A 16,143-nucleotide genomic window follows, 5' to 3' on the forward strand; every position below is an offset into this window, starting at 1 on the left:
CATCGGTGACGCGACGGTGAGGGATCGCCCAAGAGGTGTCGGACATCGCCGGCGCCCCGAGGCTGCCAGCTGATCGGAAATTTACCACCGACCGGGGGTATGTGGATCCGTTTTCGGCGACGTCGGGATCACTCGTGCAGCGGGTCGGGCCGCGCCGCCGTCACACGAGCCGGCGGAGCGACGCATCCGCCGCCCGCACACGGCAGAATCGATTCATGCCGTCGCACTCCCTCCTCGCCGATCACGCCTGCCTCATCGTCCACGGCAAGGACCAGCCCGGCATCATCGCCGCGGTGTCGGCGCTCATCATGCGCAACGGGGGGAACATCGTCGCGTTCGACCAGTACACCGACGATCCGACCGGCGGCGCGTACTTCCAGCGCATCGTGTTCCACCGGCCCGGCTTCGCCGCGGCGTCCGGCGGGATCGAGGACGACCTGCGGCGCACCCTCGGCGACGGGTTCGATCTGCAGTGGCGGCTGACCGACCAGTCGCGCCCGAAGCGGATGGCGATCCTCGCCTCGAAGCAGGATCACTGCCTGCTCGATCTGCTGTGGCGCCACCGCCGCGGGGAGCTGCCCGTGTCGGTGCCGATGGTGATCTCGAACCACACCGCCGCCGCCGACGACGTGCGCTCGTTCGGCATCCCGTTCCACCACGTGCCGTCGGTGCCCGGGCCCGACAAGTCGGCGTCCGAGACCGAGCTGCTGAAGCTCCTCGTCGGAAACGTCGACTTCGTCGTGCTCGCCCGGTACATGCAGATCCTCTCGTCCGACTTCCTGCAGAAGCTCGGCGTCCCGGTGATCAACATCCACCACTCGTTCCTGCCGGCGTTCATCGGGGCCGAGCCGTATCGCAAGGCCAAAGAGCGGGGCGTCAAGCTCATCGGCGCGACGAGCCACTACGTGACGACCGACCTGGACGAGGGGCCGATCATCGAGCAGGACACGGTGCGCGTCACGCATGCCGACTCGGCCGCAGAGCTCGCCCGGCGGGGCGCCGACGTCGAGCGCCAGGTGCTGTCGCGCGCCGTGCTGTGGCACGCCGAGGACCGCGTGCTGCGTCACGGCAACCACACGATCGTGTTTTGACAGGAGGCGGGTCACGGCCGCGCAGCGGACTTGACGCGACTCCTGTCAACGCTGAGCGAGCGCGCGCGAAGCGCGCGCGAGACGAAGCGTCGGCACGGATCGATGCTCGCGCAGCGAGCGTCGATCCGGCGGTCAGAACGCGTATTCCATGAGCTCCACGCCCAGCGTGCGGAACGCCTCGTGCGCCCGGAGCCGGTGCATGATCGACAGATCGTCGAAGCACACGATCAGCGCGTACGCCACGCCAGCGCGCGGACCGGCGAGCACTCCCGCCTCGACGCGGATGCCGGCGTCCCGGCCGGTCTTGTTGATGAACAGCAGTCCGTACTCGTCGTCGTCGTGCGCGAACGGGTCGAGGCCGGTCGCCGAGGCGACGAGCGACAGGTCCTGATTGAGGCTGAGCCACTCGGCGACCTGCGCGCTCACCCCGGGCGTCACGACCTCGGAGTTCACCAGCGCTGCGAACAGATGCGCGAGCTCGCTCGTGGTGCCGAGCGCCACCTGAGGCGCGTCGTCGGGGCCGCGGATGTCGCGGAAGCGATCGAGCAGCGCCGACCGCTTCAGCCCGAGCTGCTCGATGCGGGCGCGGACGGCGGGAAGCCCGACGCGGTGGATCAGGGCGTTGGCGGCGGTGGCATCCCCCGACGACGCCGCCAGCACGGCGAGGTCGCACACCGGCAGCGCCGGGGCGACGAGGTGATGCCACACCCCGCCGACCTCGACCCGCTCGAACGTCGAGCGGTCGATGATCTCGAGGGCATCGACAGCGCCGGCCTCGATCTGCGCGGCGACCTCGATCAGGAGCGGCACGATGCCGAGCCCCGCGACCGGCATGGTGACGAAGTCGTCGCCGCTCAGCACGTCGTCGCCGCGGTCGAGATCGGTGATGCACACCGAGACCTGCGCGCCCGCCGACGCGAGCTCGTCGAGCGCCTTCAGCGTCGCGCCGAAGGTGCGTCTGGCCCCCGCCGCCCTCCTCGGCAGTGGCCTGTTGCTGCGTCGCGACCCCCGAAGCGACGCCGTGTCCCGTAGGGGCTCTCGGGGCGTGCCCACCTTGTCCTTCCCGATGCGTGTGGGTCTCTCGCGCGCGCGACTGCGCACGTGCCTGTTCGATTGTGAGGGCGGATGCCGTTCGGGCGGTCTCAGGCCGGCGGCATCCGGTGGCCTGTCCGCGTCACCAGATCGTCACGCGCTGGTCGGCGGGAAGCCACAGCGCGTCGGACTCGGTGACGTCGAACGCGTCGTAGAACGCGTCGACGTTGCGCAGGATCTGGTTGCAGCGGAACTCGTTCGGCGAGTGCGGGTCGATCGTGAGTAGCCGGATCGTCTCCGCGTCGCGGCCCTTCTGCCGCCACACCTGGCCCCAGCTCAGCAGCAGCCGCTGGATCCCGGTGTACCCGTCGATCTCCGGAGCCTCCTCGCCGCCGAGCGACAGCGCGTAGGCCTTGAGCGCGATGCCGAGGCCGCCGAGATCGCCGATGTTCTCGCCGATCGTGAGCGCACCGTTGACGCGGTGCTCATCGGCGAGCCCGAGCGGAACCAGCTCGTCGTACTGCGCGATGAGGCTCTTCGTGCGCTCCTCGAACGCGGCGCGGTCGGCGTCGGTCCACCAGTCCTGCAGCTTGCCGTCGCCGTCGAAGCGGCTGCCCTGGTCGTCGAAGCCGTGGCCGATCTCGTGCCCGATGACCGATCCGATGCCGCCGTAGTTCGCCGCGGCGTCGCGGTCGGCCTCGAAGAACGGGTACTGCAGGATCGCCGCCGGGAACACGATCTCGTTCATGAGCGGGTTGTAGTACGCGTTCACCGTCTGCGGCGTCATGAACCACTCGTCACGGTCGATCGGCTGACCGACCTTGGCGAGCTGCCGGTCGTGCTCCAGCACGTGCGCGCGCCGCACGTTGCCGACCAGGTCGGTGGCGTCGATCTGCAGCCCGCTGTAGTCGCGCCACTTCACGGGGTATCCGACCTTCGGCGTGAACGTGTCGAGTTTCGCGAGCGCCCGCTCGCGGGTCTCGGGGCTCATCCACTCCAGTTCGCGGATGCTCTGCCGGTACGCCTCGATGAGGTTCGCGACGAGCTCGTCCATCGCCTCCTTGGCGGCCGGCGGGAAGTGCCGCTCGACGTAGACGCGGCCGACGGCCTCGCCCATCGCCGCCTCGACGATGCCGACTCCGCGCTTCCACCGCTCGCGGTTCACCGGGACGCCGGTCAGCTGAGTGCCGTAGAACGCGAAGTTCTCGTCGACGAACGCGTCGGTGAGGAACGGCGCGGCCCCGTGCACGATCTTGAACCGCAGCCAGTCCTTCCAGTCGTCGAGGCGCTCGGGCACGAGCAGGGCGCCGAGGCCCTCGATGAAGCTCGGCTGGTACACGACGACCTCGTCGAACGCGTCGGCGTGGTCGGCGCCGACGGCGTCGCGCCACGGCTGCAGGTCGACGCCGGCGAGCTCCTGCAGCTCGTCCCAGCTCTTCAGGTTGTACGTCTCGACCGCGTCGCGGCTGCGCACGTTGTCCCAGTGGTGGGCGGCGACCTCGGTCTCGAGCGCGAAGATGCGATCGGCGGCGGCCGACGCATCCGGAACCTGCGCGAGCTCCAGAATGCGCGCGATGTGCGCGCGGTACGCCTCGCGCGTTTCGGCGAAGTTGTCGAGCCGGAAGTAGCTCTCGTCGGGCAGCGTGATGCCGCTCTGGATGAGGAACGGCACGTAGCGCTCGGGGTTGCCCGGGTCGGGCTCGACGTACAGGTCGATGATGCCGCCCACTCCGTCGCGCTCAAGCGCACCGACGAGGGAGAGGAACGCGGGGACGGAGTCGACCGCGTCGACGGATGCGAGCTGATCGGCGATGGGCTCGGCGCCGAGCTCGTCGATGCGGGCCGTATCCATGAAGCTCGCGTAGAGGTCGCCGATCTTGCGGGTCTCGGTGCCGGGCTCGGCATCCTGCGACTCCTCGACGATCGCGCGCACGTCCTTCTCGGCCTGCTCCGCGAGGAAGTGGAACGAGCCCCAGCGGGCCTTGTCCTCGGGGATCTCGGTCTCGTCGATCCAGGTGCCGTTGACGTGGCGGAACAGGTCGTCCTGAGGGCGGATGTCGGCGCTGAACGCGTCGATCTCCAGGCCCGAGCGGGGGGAGTCGGTCATGCGTTCCAGGATATGCCGACGCGGCGACGTTCGAGGGCGGCGAGGCGATGCGGGTGCCCGGCGGCAGCCGGCGAGCCGGCGCGCGCGTGCGCCGGCCGGGGGACGGATGTCGCATCCTGCGCGTAACGTCGGAGACGGCCGAATCGGACAGGAACAAGGGAGTTATCGATGTCGACGATCGACGGACGCACGAACACGGCACTGCTGGTGGTCGATGTGCAGAACGACGTGGTCGGTGGAGCGTACGAGCGCGACGCGGTGGTGGGCAGGATCGGCACGCTCGTCGAGAAGGCCCGCCAGTCGGGCACCCCCGTCGTCTGGGTGCGGCACCAGGCCGAGGATCTCGCCGTCGGCACCGAGGAGTGGCAGATCGTGCCCGAGCTGAAGCCGGCCGAGGGCGAGAGCATCATCGCGAAGGAGCACGGCGACTCGTTCGAGGGCACCGACCTCGAGGAGGTGCTCGCCGATCTCAACGTGGGCCGCCTCATCGTGACGGGTGCGGAGACGGATGCGTGCATCCGCTCGACGATCCACGGCGCCTTCACGCGCGGCTACGACACGACCCTCGTCGGCGACGCGCACACGGGCGGCGACAAGTCGGCGTGGGGAGCGCCGCCGGTCGACCAGGTGATCGCGCACACGAACCTCTACTGGTCGTTCCAGTCCGCACCGGGACGCACCGCGGCGGTCGTCGCGACGGACGACGTCGACTTCGGCTGACGGGTTCAGCCCTTCACCGCCGCCCGGGAGTCAGCCCTTCACCGCACCCGAGGTGAGGCCCGACACCACCGATCGCCGGAAGACCAGCACGAGGATCGCGATCGGCACGACCGCGACGGCGCTTGCGGCGAAGATCGCGCCGTAGGGCGTGATGTGGGCGTTGCCGAACAGGGCGATGCCGACCGGGATGGTGCGGAACTCGTCGGCGCTGTTGAACGACAGCGCCATGAGGAACTCCGTCCAGCACGCCGTGAACGCGAAGATGCCGGCGGTGAACAGCCCCGGAAGCGCCGTGGGCAGCACGACCGACCACAGCGTGCGGACGGCCGACGCGCCGTCGAGGCGCGCGTTCTCCTCCACCTCCTTGGGAACGCCGAGGAAGTAGTTGCGCAGGATCCAGATGCCGAACGGGAGGTTCAGCGCGGTGTACGGCACGATGAGCGCCTGGTAGCTGTTCAGCCAGTCGACGCTGCGCATGAGGAGGTACAGAGGCGCGATGAGCGCGATGAGCGGGAAGACCGACAGCACGAGCAGGATCACCATGATCGTGAACGTCCCCCGCATGCCAAGGCGCGCGAGGGCGTATCCGGCGAGCGTCCCCAGGACGAGCACGAGCACCGTCGAGGCGACCGACACGATCACCGAGTTGAGGATGTAGTGCCCGAAACCGTGGTCGACGAACGCGACGAGGTAGTTCTCGACGCTCACCGGATCGGGGAACAGCTGGGGTGGGGATGCGGAGACCGCCGCGGGTGTCTTGAAGCTCGTCGCGACCATCCAGTAGATGGGCGCGAGCACGAAGATCGCGATCAGTGCGGTGCTGATCGCGAGGCCCCAGCGGCCGGCGGTGCTGCGTCGGCGCGTTCCCGAGGGACGGCGCCGACGCGTTCCCGTGGTGAGTTCCCTCGTCACATCGGCGACCATGTCACTGCTCCGTCTCCGACGCCTGCGACCTGAACACGCGCAGGAAGATGAGGCATCCGATCACCACGAGCGCCGCCGTGGTGGTGGCCACCGCGGCACCGGCGCCGAACTTCAGGTCGCTGAACATTGCCTGGTAGCCGAGGATCGCCAGCGACGTCGTGGCGTTCTGCGGGCCGCCCTGCGTGAGTACGAACGGCAGGTCGAAGACCCCGAACGCCTGCAGGATCCGAAACAGCACCGCCAGCGCGATCGTCGGCCGCAGGAGGGGCAGAGTGATCTTCCAGAACGTCTGCCAGCCGCTGCATCCGTCCATCTCCGCCGCCTCGTACACGTCGCGCGGCAGCATCACCAGGCCGGCGAGCACGATGATCGCAACGAACGGCGTCGTCTTCCAGACGTCGGCGATCATCATGGCGACGATCGCCGACGTCGGGGTTCCGAGGATCACCGGCGAACCGAGGCCGAGCGCCTGGAAGATCGCGTCGACGATCCCGTTCGTGGGGTCGTAGATGTAGTCCCACAGCGTCGCCGAGATCACCGTGATGAGCGACCAGGGGATCAGCAGGATCGCCATCATCCAGCCGCGGAACACCTCGAGCCGTTCCAGGACGAGCGCGATGAGCGTGCCGAGCACGAGTTCGACGGCGACGGTGACCACTGTGTACCCGATCGTGAACACGAGCGCGTACTGCCAGATGCTCGCCGTGAAGATCGTTCCGTAGTTGCCGAGCGTGAACCCGTCGAGGCGGAAGCCGCTGCCCAGCACGTCGACGTTGCTGAAGCTCAGCACGACCGAGAAGATGACGGGGAACACGGTGACGGCCGCGATGACGACCAGCGCCGGTGCCGAGAATCCCCATCCCAGACGTGCGAGGCCGCGGCGCAGGGCGTCGGGCCGACGGCGCGGCAACGGCGCCGTCCCCGCGTGCGCACGGGGACGGGCCGCGGTCCGGAGACTCGTCATGGGAGCCCTCCGCCCTCACACGAGCTGCGTCATAGTCCGCCGGACAGCGCCGAATCGATCTGCTTGGCGGCCGTGGAGATGGCGTCCTTCGGTTGCGCTGAACCCGACAGCACGCCGTTCACGGCGGTGTAGATCGCCTTGCTCACCTGCGGGTACTCCGGCGTCTGCGCGGGCCGCGGCACGAGCTTCGTCTGCGAGACGATCGCGAGCACCGGGTTCTTGCCCTGCACCTGCGACGATCCCCGCACCGACGCGTTGGTCGGGATCTCGCTGAACTGCGTCGCGAGGGTGGTCTGCGCGTCGTTGCCGGTCATCCACCTGATGAACGTCAGGTCGGCGGCGATGTTCTTGCTGTGCGGGTTGACGTACAGGTTCCAGCCGCCGATGTTCGAGTAGCCGGGGGTGGGCTGACCCTGGAAGGTCGGCATCGGCGCCACTCCCACCTTGCCCACGACCTTCGAGCCGCTCGCCTGGGATTGGCCGTACGCATAGTCCCAGTTGCGCAGGAACAACGCATCTCCGGCGGCGAACGCGTTCATCGACTGGGTCTCCTGGAACGTCGACGACGCCTTCGGGGCGATGCCGTCGTTCACAAGCGACTGCTCGAAGGTGAGCGCCTTCACGGCGGCCGCCGAGTCGAGCGTCGACTTCGTCTGATCGCCGTTCAGGACGCTGCCGCCCGCGTCGGCGAGGAACTCCATGAAGTTGCACGTGGCGCCCTCGTAGTCGGCGCCCTGGAAGACGTAGCCGTACTTCACGTCACCGGCCGACTGCACCTTCTTCGCATCGGACATGAGCTGGTCCCACGTGGTGGGCACCGAGAGTCCCTCCTTCTTCAGGAGGTCCTTGCGGTAGTAGAGGAAGCCCTGGTCCTCGAAGAACGGCGCCCCGTACACCTGGTTCTTGTACGTCGCGCCCTGCACGAGGCCCGACGCGAACGTGTCCCAGTAGCTCTTCGGCAGGTATTGGGAGAGCGGCATGGCGAGCTGGTGCGCTCCGAACTGCGCCGGCCAGATGACGTCGCCCATGTAGACATCAGGACCGCCGCCGCCCGAGATCTGGGTGGTCAGCGTCGCACGGTTCGTGTCGGTGTCGTTCGGCGCCGACTGGAGCTTGACGGTGATGTCGGGATACGCCTTCTCGAACGCGCTGATCAGCACCTGACGCGGGTCGGTGCCGCTCGTGGTGATGGGGCTCGCCCACCACGTGATGCTGCCCTTCGTCGCGTTGCCGGGGGCGCTGCTCGAGCCCGGCGTGCTGCTGGGCCCGCCGGACCCTCCCCCGCCGGAGCTGCAGGCGCTGAGCCCGACGACGGATGCCGCCGCCACCGCCACGACCGCGGCTTGGCGAAGTCGCCGTGGCATGTGACCCGCGCGGCGGGTCCTGTGACCGTTCATGTGCACACGCATCATGCACTCTCCTCGCATTGTCATTGCCTGTGTCGCGTCGACGTGGGACGGCCGGCGTGGCGAGGACGGATCGGAATGGGTCCGCAATCGTGACGCTAGTCACGGCCCCGGGCGGTGGCGCCGGCTGACAGCCGCTTCAGAACAGACCCTGATGAAACGCGCATGATCGGGATGTCGGCACCCGCCCCCTAGGCTCGGAGAGTGACCGCCCGAGACACCCTGAATCGCGACATCCTGGGGCTCGCGGTGCCGGCGCTCGGGGCGCTGATCGCGGAGCCGCTGTTCCTCATCGTCGACTCCGCGCTCGTGGGGCACCTCGGCGTCGTGCCGCTCGCGGCGCTCGGCATCGCGTCGGCGGTGCTGCAGACGATCGTCGGCCTCATGGTGTTCCTCGCCTACTCCACCACTCCCGCGGTGGCCCGCCGCTTCGGAGCCGGGGAGCACACCTCGGCGGTGTCCGTCGGCATCGACGGGATGTGGCTCGCGCTCGGTCTGGGGGCGCTGCTCGCGCTCGTGGGCTACGTGTCCACCCCGGCCCTCGTCGGGCTGTTCGGAGCAGGCGCTGACGTCGCGGCCGACGCCCGGGCGTATCTCGGGATCTCGATGTGGGGTCTGCCCGCGATGCTCATCGTGTTCGCCGCGACCGGGCTGCTGCGCGGGATGCAGGACACCGTCACGCCGCTGTGGATCGCCGCGACCGGCTTCGCCGCCAACGCTCTGCTGAACTGGGCGTTCATCTACGGCCTCGGCTGGGGCATCGCCGGGTCGGCGGCGGGCACCGTGGTGGCGCAGTGGGGAATGGTCGGAGCGTACGTGCTCGTCATCGGGCGCCTCGCCCGGCGTCACAGCGCATCCCTCCGACCGCAGCGCGAAGGAGTGCGCGGTTCGGTGCGGTCGGGGGCGTGGCTGTTCCTGCGGACGGTGTCGCTGAGGGTCGCGCTGCTGTCGACGGTCGCCGTCGCGACGGCGTTCGGAACAGCGGAGCTCGCCGGTTGGCAGGTCGCATTCACGATGTTCTCGACGGCGGCATTCGCGCTCGACGCGCTCGCGATCGCGGCGCAGGCGCTTGTGGGCAAGGGCCTCGGCGCCGGATCGGTGCGGGAGGTGCGTCGTGTGCTGCGCCGCACGCTGGCGTGGGGCGCCGGATTCGGCGTCGTGACGGGCGCGCTGATCGGCGCGCTCTCGGGCGCGATCGGACTGCTGTTCACAGGGGATGCGTCGCTCGCCGTGCTGGCGCAGCCGGCGCTGATCGTGCTGGCGGTGGCGCAGCCGGTGTGCGGAGTGGTGTTCGTGCTCGACGGAGTGCTGATGGGGGCGAACGACGCCCGCTACCTCGCCCTCGCCGGGGCGCTGAACCTCGTCGTGTACGTGCCTGTGCTCGTGGCGCTGTCGCTGTGGCATCCGGGCGGCGCGGCGGGTCTCGCGTGGCTGGCCGCCGCGTTCTTCGGCGTGTACATGCTCGCCCGGCTCGTGACGCTGGGCTGGCGCATCCGTCGTCCCGCGTGGATGCTGCAGCCGGCCTGACCGCGCCTCCCCGACGCGGACTCGGCGCTGGGTTGTCCACAGATCGGGAAACCCGCCCATCATTGTTCCGCAGCGCCATGGCAGTCTTGACTCGGATGCGGAAGAATGAAGAGGTGCTGCACATGAACGAGCCGCAGGTCTGGACGCTCATCGGCGTCTTCGCCGCTGGGCTGTTCGGAATGCTCACGCTCATGTCGACGATGTTCGTGCAGGTGGTGCGCGCCGAGATCCGTCGCCTCGATCAGCGCTTCGACACGCTCGACCGCGACGTGCAGGCCATCGCCAAGCGGGTGTTCGGCGACCAGGGCTGAAGGGGCGCTCGACCGCGTGCATCCCGTCGCCGGTCTCGCCGGTGATCCAGTTCGTCGCGTCGCCGGTCCCGCCGGCAATCCCGTCGTCACGCCCAGCGGCGGCACCACTCGTACATCACGACGGCGGCGGCCGCTCCCGCATTGATCGAGCGGGTCGAGCCGTACTGCGTGATCTCCAGGTGGCCGGACGCCGCCTCGAGCGCCTCGGCCGACAGCCCCGGCCCCTCCTGCCCGAACAGCAGCACGCAGCGCTGCGGGATGTCGGCGTCCTGCACCGGGCGCGAGCCTGCGACGTTGTCGACGGCGACGATGGGGAGGGATGCGTCAGCCGCCCAACGCACGAAGGCCGCGACATCCTCGTGGTGCTCGACGTGCTGATACCGGTCGGTGACCATCGCTCCGCGCCGATTCCATCGCCGGCGGCCGATGATGTGCACGGCCTCGGCGCCGAAGGCATTGGCGCTGCGCACGATCGACCCGATGTTCATGTCGTGCTGCCAGTTCTCGATCGCGACGTGGAACGGATGCCGCGTCGCATCGAGGTCGGCGACGATCGCCTCCATCGTCCAATAGCGGAAGCGATCGATCACATTGCGCCGGTCGCCGTGGGCGAGCAGGTCGGGGTCGTAGCGGGGATCGGTCGGCCACGCCTCCCGCCCTCCGGGCCAGGGCCCGACGCCGTGCGACGTTTCGGCCTCCGCCGGCGCCTCACCGCCCGCTGCCCGGCCCGACTCATCGACCTCGGCCACTGTGTCGTTCGATGGCAGCTGGCGCTCGGTCACCCGACAAGGCTAGCCGGGCGCGCGCCCCGGCTGCCCGGCCGCGCGTCACGACGGGCGGGCCGCACGCGTCGGGGCGCCTCCTTGTTCTTTCGGTGCCCCGAAACTACAGTTTTCGGTATGCCGAAAGATGTGCTGCGCAGACCCGCGCTGACGCGTACTGCGCGTGGCGCGCCGGCACCGGGCAGCGCCTTCGACGGCGCCGCTCCTCGGCCGCCGCGCACAGGTCTCCCCGGGCGGTCGGCATGGCTGCTCGGGCCCGCGCTCGTCGCGGGAGTGGCGTACCTCGATCCCGGCAACGTCGCCAGCAACATGACCGCGGGCGCCCGCTACGGCTACCTTCTGGTCTGGGTGGTCGTCGCGGCGAACCTCATCGCCTGGCTCGTGCAGTACCTCTCCGCGAAGCTCGGCGTGGTCACGGGCAGCAGCCTCCCGGAGCTGCTCGGCCGACGCATCCGTCGCCCCTGGGCCCGCCGCGCCTACTGGTCGCAGGCCGAACTCGTCGCGGTCGCCACCGATGTCGCCGAGGTGATCGGCGGAGCCGTGGCACTGCAGCTGCTGTTCGGGCTGCCGCTGCTCGCGGGCGGACTCATCACGGGCGCCGTGTCGCTCGCGCTCCTCGTCGTGCAGACCCGGCGGGGCGCACGCACGTTCGAGTTCGTGATCATCGGCCTCGTGGCCGTCATCGCCGTCGGGTTCGTCGCGGGCGTCTTCGTGGCTCCGCCGACGGTCGCGGGCGTCGCGGAGGGACTCGTTCCGCGCTTCACCGACGGCGGATCGGTGCTGCTCGCCGCATCGATCCTCGGTGCGACGATCATGCCGCACGCGATCTACGCCCACTCGGCGCTCGCTCGCGACCGATTCACCGCGGATTCGACGCCGATCCCACGGCTGCTGCGGGCGACGCGGTGGGACGTCTCGATCGCGATGCTCGTCGCCGGGGCCGTGAACCTCTGCATTCTGCTGCTCGCCGCGGCGAACCTCGCGGGAGCGGCGGGCACGGACTCGCTCGAGGGCGCATACGCCGCACTGCGCGACGGGATCGGCCCGGTGATCGCGACGCTGTTCGCGGTCGGGCTGCTGGCGAGCGGGCTGGCGAGCACATCGGTGGGGGCGTACGCGGGCGCGGAGATCATGCACGGACTGCTGCATGTGCGCGTGCCGCTTCTGGCACGCCGTCTGGTGTCGCTCGTCCCCGCACTCGCGCTCCTCGGCTTCGGCGCCGACCCGACCCTCGCCCTCATCCTGAGCCAGGTGGTGCTGTCGTTCGGCATCCCCTTCGCCCTCATCCCGCTCGTGCGGCTCACGGCGCGTGCCGACGTGCTGGGCGCGTACCGCAACCGGCCGGTGACGACGGTGCTCGGGGTGGTGTGCGCCGCGCTGCTCATCGCGCTGAACGCGGCGCTGCTCGTCCTGGTCTCGACGGGGGCGTAGCCGCCCGCCGGTACCCTGGGCTCGTGGCATCCCCCGCGGTCGACGACTACCTCAAGACGATCTACCACCACACCGAGTGGCAGGACGATGACGTCACCCCGTCGCAGCTCGCGGCCGTGCTCGGGCTCGCGCCGTCGAGCGTGACCGAGATGGTGCAGAAGCTCGCGGCGCAGGAACTGGTCACGCATCGGCCGTACGGTCCGATCGCGCTGACGGCGACGGGTCGGCGACGGGCGGCAGCGATCATCCGCCGGCACCGGCTCATCGAGACCTGGCTCGTCGGGGAGTTCGGCTACGCATGGGACGAGGTCCACGACGAGGCGGAGGTGCTCGAGCACGCGATCAGCGATCGCCTGCTCGAGGGCATCGACGCCCGGCTGGGCCGCCCGCGCGTCGACCCGCACGGCGACCCCATCCCCGACGCATCCGGGCACGTGAAGCGCGAGCCGTTCGTGCTGCTGGCAGATGCGGCGCCCGGCCACCGCGGACGCGTGCTGCGGGTCAGCGATCGCGACCCCCAGCTGCTGCGTGCGGTGGAGGATGCCGGGCTGCACATCGGCCGGATCGTCGAGGTCGTCGCTCCCGGCACCGTGCGGATGGACTCCTCCAGCCCCGTTGCGCTCCCCGCCGGCGCCGACGCCGCCGTCTGGCTCACCGCCTGACCCGCCCACCCCCGTTCTGCGAAGTCGTACGATTCCGTCGAATGAACACGAATCCGCGCGCAGGATGATGTTCCGTCGGCGAGATCGTACGATCTCGCCGCACCGGGCGCCGGGAGGGGCCGGCAGTGGGCCGGCGGTCAGCGCAGGCGGCGGCGCGCGCGGGCGGCCTTCTCGAATGGCCAGCGCACGCGGGTGGCGTCTTCGCAGAACTCCCAGAGGCGCGAGCCGAGCTCGGGGTCGCGTGTGTGCTTCGCCGGCTTCGCGCGGTGCGGGTCGCCGTGCACGACGAATCGCGGCCCCCAGAACTCGCCGCCCGAGATGCTGGGATCGACGAGAGCCCGCACGAGACTGTGTGCGCCCGTCTCTTTCGACTGGGCCCACGGCGTCTGCAGGTTGTCGAAGAACCGCTTCATGCGGTTCGGCTCATTCACGCCCCGCACGCCGGCGGTGAGGCCGCCGATCGAATAGCCGGGATGCGCGACGACGCTCGACACCGGCACGCCGGCCTCGCGCAGACGGCGGTCGGCCTCGAACCCGAGCGCCATCACGGCGGTCTTCGACTGCACATACGCGCGCCACGCGGTGTATCCGGTCTTGAGTTCGGGGTCGACGAGCGGCTGATCGCCCAACGACGTCGCCATGCTGCCGACCCAGACCATGCGCCCGCTGACGACGGCGAGGTTCTGCAGCAGTTCGCCGGCGAGGGCGAAGTGGCCGAGCACGTTCGTCGCGAACACCAACTCGTGCCCCCCGGCGGTGCGGCGGTAATGCGGCGCGTGCACGATACCCGCGTTCAGCAGCAGGCCGTTCAGCGGGCCGCGCGTGCGGGCGGTCGCGGCCGCAGCGCGGATCGAGCCGAAGTTGCTCGTGTCGAGCAGCAGCGTCTCGACGCTGCCGATGTCGCCGCCGACGTCGGCGACGCGTCGCTCGACGGCGCGGTGTGCGGCGGCGAGCCGGTTCGGATGACGGCCCGTCATGATCACGTGCGCTCCGCCGCGCACGAGCTGCTCGGCGGCGAAATATCCCAGGCCGCGCGTGGATCCGGTGATCAGATAGCGCCTGCCCGCAAGATCGGACAGACGCGCCGGGTCCGAGCCTGTTCGCGCCACTCCTCGAGCCTATGCCCGCGGCCGCCCGCCCACAGGGACCGGCCGGACGACGCGCCCGCCACCCACAGCACCGGCTGGATCAAACCGTCGGCCGCACCGCTGGCAGCACCCGCCGCCGCCACGTCGCCGGCGCTATCAGCGCGATCGATGCTCGCCATCGGCCATGGGCGCTGTCCCGCAAGAGTATAAGAGCCTTACAGTTTTAGGAGGCGGCGACGACGCCACTCGTTCGAGGAGGAGCAGATGACCGACAACCCCATCGTCGTGCTGGGTGGCGGCCCGGCCGGAATGGCCGCCGCGCTCGCCCTGCGCACCGCGGGGCACGACGCCGTGATCTCGGAGCGCTACCGAGAGGCCCGGCCCGCGGGCAACATCCTGAATCTGTGGCCGCCGCCGATCAAGGCGCTCGAACTGATGGGCGTCGACACCGCTGACCTCGGCGCGCCGTGCCACTCCACGTTCCGCAGCGCGAGCGGCCGTGTGCGCGCCGACGTACAGATTCCGCCAGAGGTGATCGACCGCTATGGCGGCGGATTCATCGGGATGCTGCGGCCCGAGCTGTACCGTCGGATGCTTGCGGCTCTGCCCGAGGGGACGCTGCACACCGGCCAGGAGGTCGTCGGCATCGCCGACCAGGGAGCATCCGTCCTGCTCACGATGAAGGACGGATCCACGCGCAGCACTCCCCTGCTGATCGGCGCAGACGGCATCGACTCGATCGTGCGCGCCCACCTCTGGGGCGCCGAGGCGAAGCGCGAGCACGAGCTCCACATCATCGGCGGCTTCACCTTCGATGAGATACCGAGCGCGGAGCTGGGGGAGGCCATCATCGCCCACGGCCGTCGCGTGCAGGGTTCGTACACCTCGATCAGGCACGAAGGTCGCGATGGGTTCCAGTGGTGGGTGCTGGAAGCCTGGGATCCCGCCGCGCGCGCCCCCGACGACCTTCACGCGCATGCCGTGAAGCTGGCCGCAGAGTTCGGGGCGCCCCTGACCGAGCTGGTGGCGCACACCGCGCCCGAAGACCATCAGCGCTGGCCGATTCGGGATCGCAAGCCGCTCAAGCAGTGGTCGAAGGGCCGCATCACCCTGGCCGGTGACGCGGCGCACGCCACCTCGCCGTACGCCGCATACGGGGCCGGAATGTCGATCGGCGACGGGTACTTCCTCGGTCGACTGCTGGTCGGGGTCGACCTCTCCGACACGCCCCGCGTGCGTTCAGCGCTCGAGAAGTACGACGCGATGCGCATCCCGCACACGACCATGCAGGTGCAGCAGGCGTACATCCTGGGCAAGGTGTTCCATCACGCCCCCGCCGCGCTGCGCCCGATCCGCGACCTGGTGCTCGATCACACGCGGTTGCTCCAGAATCAGATCGGCGAGCGCAGTCCCGGCGAGATCGTCGCCCAGCTCGAGGAGATGGGGGACGGGATTCGGGTCGGCGCCTGAACCCTCAGTCGCCCGCGCCACGGCCGGCGTCGGCGCGGGCGATCGCCATCCGGACCAGGCGCGCGCGGAACGCGTCGTCATCAGGGGCGAAGGGCGATGCGAAGTCACTTCCGTACATGGTGCGCACCACCTGCTCCGTGAACAGCATCGTCGCGATATCGCGACCCGCCTCGGCGTCGATGTCGAGCAGGTCCGCCAGTCTCTCGATGACGCGCTGGGCCTCCTCCACTCCCCGCCGGTGAACCCACTCGTCCTGAAGCGACGCGGCGATCGCAGCCCGCAGTACGGGGGCGTTCGCCTCGAACTGGCGGGCGAGCACGTCGACGGCCGCCACGATGCGGTGGTCGCGGGATGCGTCGGCAACGGATGCCTCGGCGAGCAGCCGCGCATCGGACGCCCGCACGTCCGTCATGGCGCGCTCGTACACGGCCGCGATCAGCCCCGATCTGCCGTCGACTCGGGCGTACAGCGAGGGCGGCGACACTCCGGCGCGCCGACACACCTCGCTCACGGTGAGGGCATCGATGCCGCCCTCTGTGAACAGTTCCAGTCCCACATCGAGCACGCGGTTCCACGCAGCTCGCGTGCGCTGCTGCCGGGGCTCACGGACGACGCGGTCGGATGACAT

Annotated in this window: 15 protein-coding genes; 7 read left to right on the forward strand and 8 right to left on the reverse strand. The window is 69.9% G+C overall.

Annotated features, from left to right (window positions below; genetic code table 11):
• Positions 1-215: 215 nt before the first annotated feature.
• Positions 216-1,091: a formyltetrahydrofolate deformylase gene (gene purU / locus AC3RX1_RS03780; RefSeq protein ID WP_491499910.1), complete on the forward strand. Its 876-nt coding sequence runs from the start codon at positions 216-218 to the stop codon at positions 1,089-1,091.
• 132 nt (positions 1,092-1,223) lie between these two features.
• Here purU and AC3RX1_RS03785 read toward each other — a convergent pair whose 3' ends face one another.
• Together AC3RX1_RS03785 and AC3RX1_RS03790 are read right to left on the reverse strand one after the other, a co-directional pair.
• On the reverse strand, positions 1,224-2,144 hold the full coding sequence (locus AC3RX1_RS03785) for a serine hydrolase (protein WP_491499911.1): 921 nt from the start codon (positions 2,142-2,144) through the stop codon (positions 1,224-1,226).
• A 121-nt stretch (positions 2,145-2,265) separates the two neighbouring features.
• On the reverse strand, positions 2,266-4,230 hold the full coding sequence (locus AC3RX1_RS03790) for a M13 family metallopeptidase (protein ID WP_491499912.1): 1,965 nt from the start codon (positions 4,228-4,230) through the stop codon (positions 2,266-2,268).
• Between the two features lie 168 nt (positions 4,231-4,398).
• Here AC3RX1_RS03790 and AC3RX1_RS03795 point away from each other — a divergent pair, with 168 nt between their 5' ends.
• On the forward strand, positions 4,399-4,950 hold the full coding sequence (locus tag AC3RX1_RS03795) for an isochorismatase family protein (protein ID WP_491499913.1): 552 nt from the start codon (positions 4,399-4,401) through the stop codon (positions 4,948-4,950).
• 30 nt (positions 4,951-4,980) lie between these two features.
• Here the strand turns inward: AC3RX1_RS03795 and AC3RX1_RS03800 are convergent, their stop codons facing one another.
• From AC3RX1_RS03800 to AC3RX1_RS03810, 3 genes are read right to left on the reverse strand one after another with little or no spacing between them, the layout of a single operon-like run.
• Positions 4,981-5,874 carry a carbohydrate ABC transporter permease gene (locus tag AC3RX1_RS03800; RefSeq protein WP_491499914.1) on the reverse strand — a complete coding sequence of 298 codons (894 nt, stop codon included), beginning with the start codon at positions 5,872-5,874 and terminating at the stop codon, positions 4,981-4,983.
• A 1-nt stretch (position 5,875) separates the two neighbouring features.
• Positions 5,876-6,838 carry a carbohydrate ABC transporter permease gene (locus tag AC3RX1_RS03805; RefSeq protein WP_491499915.1) on the reverse strand — a complete coding sequence of 321 codons (963 nt, stop codon included), beginning with the start codon at positions 6,836-6,838 and terminating at the stop codon, positions 5,876-5,878.
• Between the two features lie 29 nt (positions 6,839-6,867).
• Positions 6,868-8,250, reverse strand: coding sequence for an ABC transporter substrate-binding protein (locus AC3RX1_RS03810; protein ID WP_491499916.1), 1,383 nt, complete (start codon positions 8,248-8,250; stop codon positions 6,868-6,870).
• Positions 8,251-8,448: 198 nt separating this feature from the next.
• On the opposite strand from AC3RX1_RS03810, the gene AC3RX1_RS03815 reads away from it, so the two are divergent.
• Both AC3RX1_RS03815 and AC3RX1_RS03820 read left to right on the forward strand, forming a co-directional pair.
• Complete coding sequence (locus tag AC3RX1_RS03815; RefSeq protein WP_491499917.1) at positions 8,449-9,771, forward strand: MATE family efflux transporter; 1,323 nt, start codon at positions 8,449-8,451, stop codon at positions 9,769-9,771.
• Between the two features lie 122 nt (positions 9,772-9,893).
• Complete coding sequence (locus tag AC3RX1_RS03820) at positions 9,894-10,082, forward strand: hypothetical protein (protein WP_491499918.1); 189 nt, start codon at positions 9,894-9,896, stop codon at positions 10,080-10,082.
• Between the two features lie 86 nt (positions 10,083-10,168).
• On the opposite strand, the gene AC3RX1_RS03825 is transcribed toward AC3RX1_RS03820, so the two are convergent.
• Complete coding sequence (locus tag AC3RX1_RS03825; RefSeq protein WP_491500089.1) at positions 10,169-10,831, reverse strand: TrmH family RNA methyltransferase; 663 nt, start codon at positions 10,829-10,831, stop codon at positions 10,169-10,171.
• Positions 10,832-10,981: 150 nt separating this feature from the next.
• Between AC3RX1_RS03825 and AC3RX1_RS03830 the strand changes: the two genes are divergently transcribed.
• The gene (locus tag AC3RX1_RS03830; protein WP_491499919.1) at positions 10,982-12,295 is read left to right on the forward strand and encodes an Nramp family divalent metal transporter; all 1,314 of its coding nucleotides are present in this window, start codon (positions 10,982-10,984) and stop codon (positions 12,293-12,295) included.
• A 23-nt stretch (positions 12,296-12,318) separates the two neighbouring features.
• Positions 12,319-12,957, forward strand: a complete 639-nt coding sequence (locus tag AC3RX1_RS03835) for a metal-dependent transcriptional regulator (protein WP_491499920.1) — start codon at positions 12,319-12,321, stop codon at positions 12,955-12,957.
• A 137-nt stretch (positions 12,958-13,094) separates the two neighbouring features.
• Here AC3RX1_RS03835 and AC3RX1_RS03840 read toward each other — a convergent pair whose 3' ends face one another.
• Positions 13,095-14,066 (reverse strand): SDR family NAD(P)-dependent oxidoreductase, encoded by a 972-nt coding sequence (locus tag AC3RX1_RS03840; RefSeq protein WP_491499921.1) that lies wholly within the window; start codon positions 14,064-14,066, stop codon positions 13,095-13,097.
• Between the two features lie 243 nt (positions 14,067-14,309).
• Between AC3RX1_RS03840 and AC3RX1_RS03845 the strand changes: the two genes are divergently transcribed.
• On the forward strand, positions 14,310-15,515 hold the full coding sequence (locus AC3RX1_RS03845) for an FAD-dependent oxidoreductase (RefSeq protein WP_491499922.1): 1,206 nt from the start codon (positions 14,310-14,312) through the stop codon (positions 15,513-15,515).
• Between the two features lie 4 nt (positions 15,516-15,519).
• On the opposite strand, the gene AC3RX1_RS03850 is transcribed toward AC3RX1_RS03845, so the two are convergent.
• Positions 15,520-16,143 (reverse strand): TetR/AcrR family transcriptional regulator, encoded by a 624-nt coding sequence (locus tag AC3RX1_RS03850; RefSeq protein WP_491499923.1) that lies wholly within the window; start codon positions 16,141-16,143, stop codon positions 15,520-15,522.

It is taken from the genome of Microbacterium altimontanum, assembly GCF_058349865.2.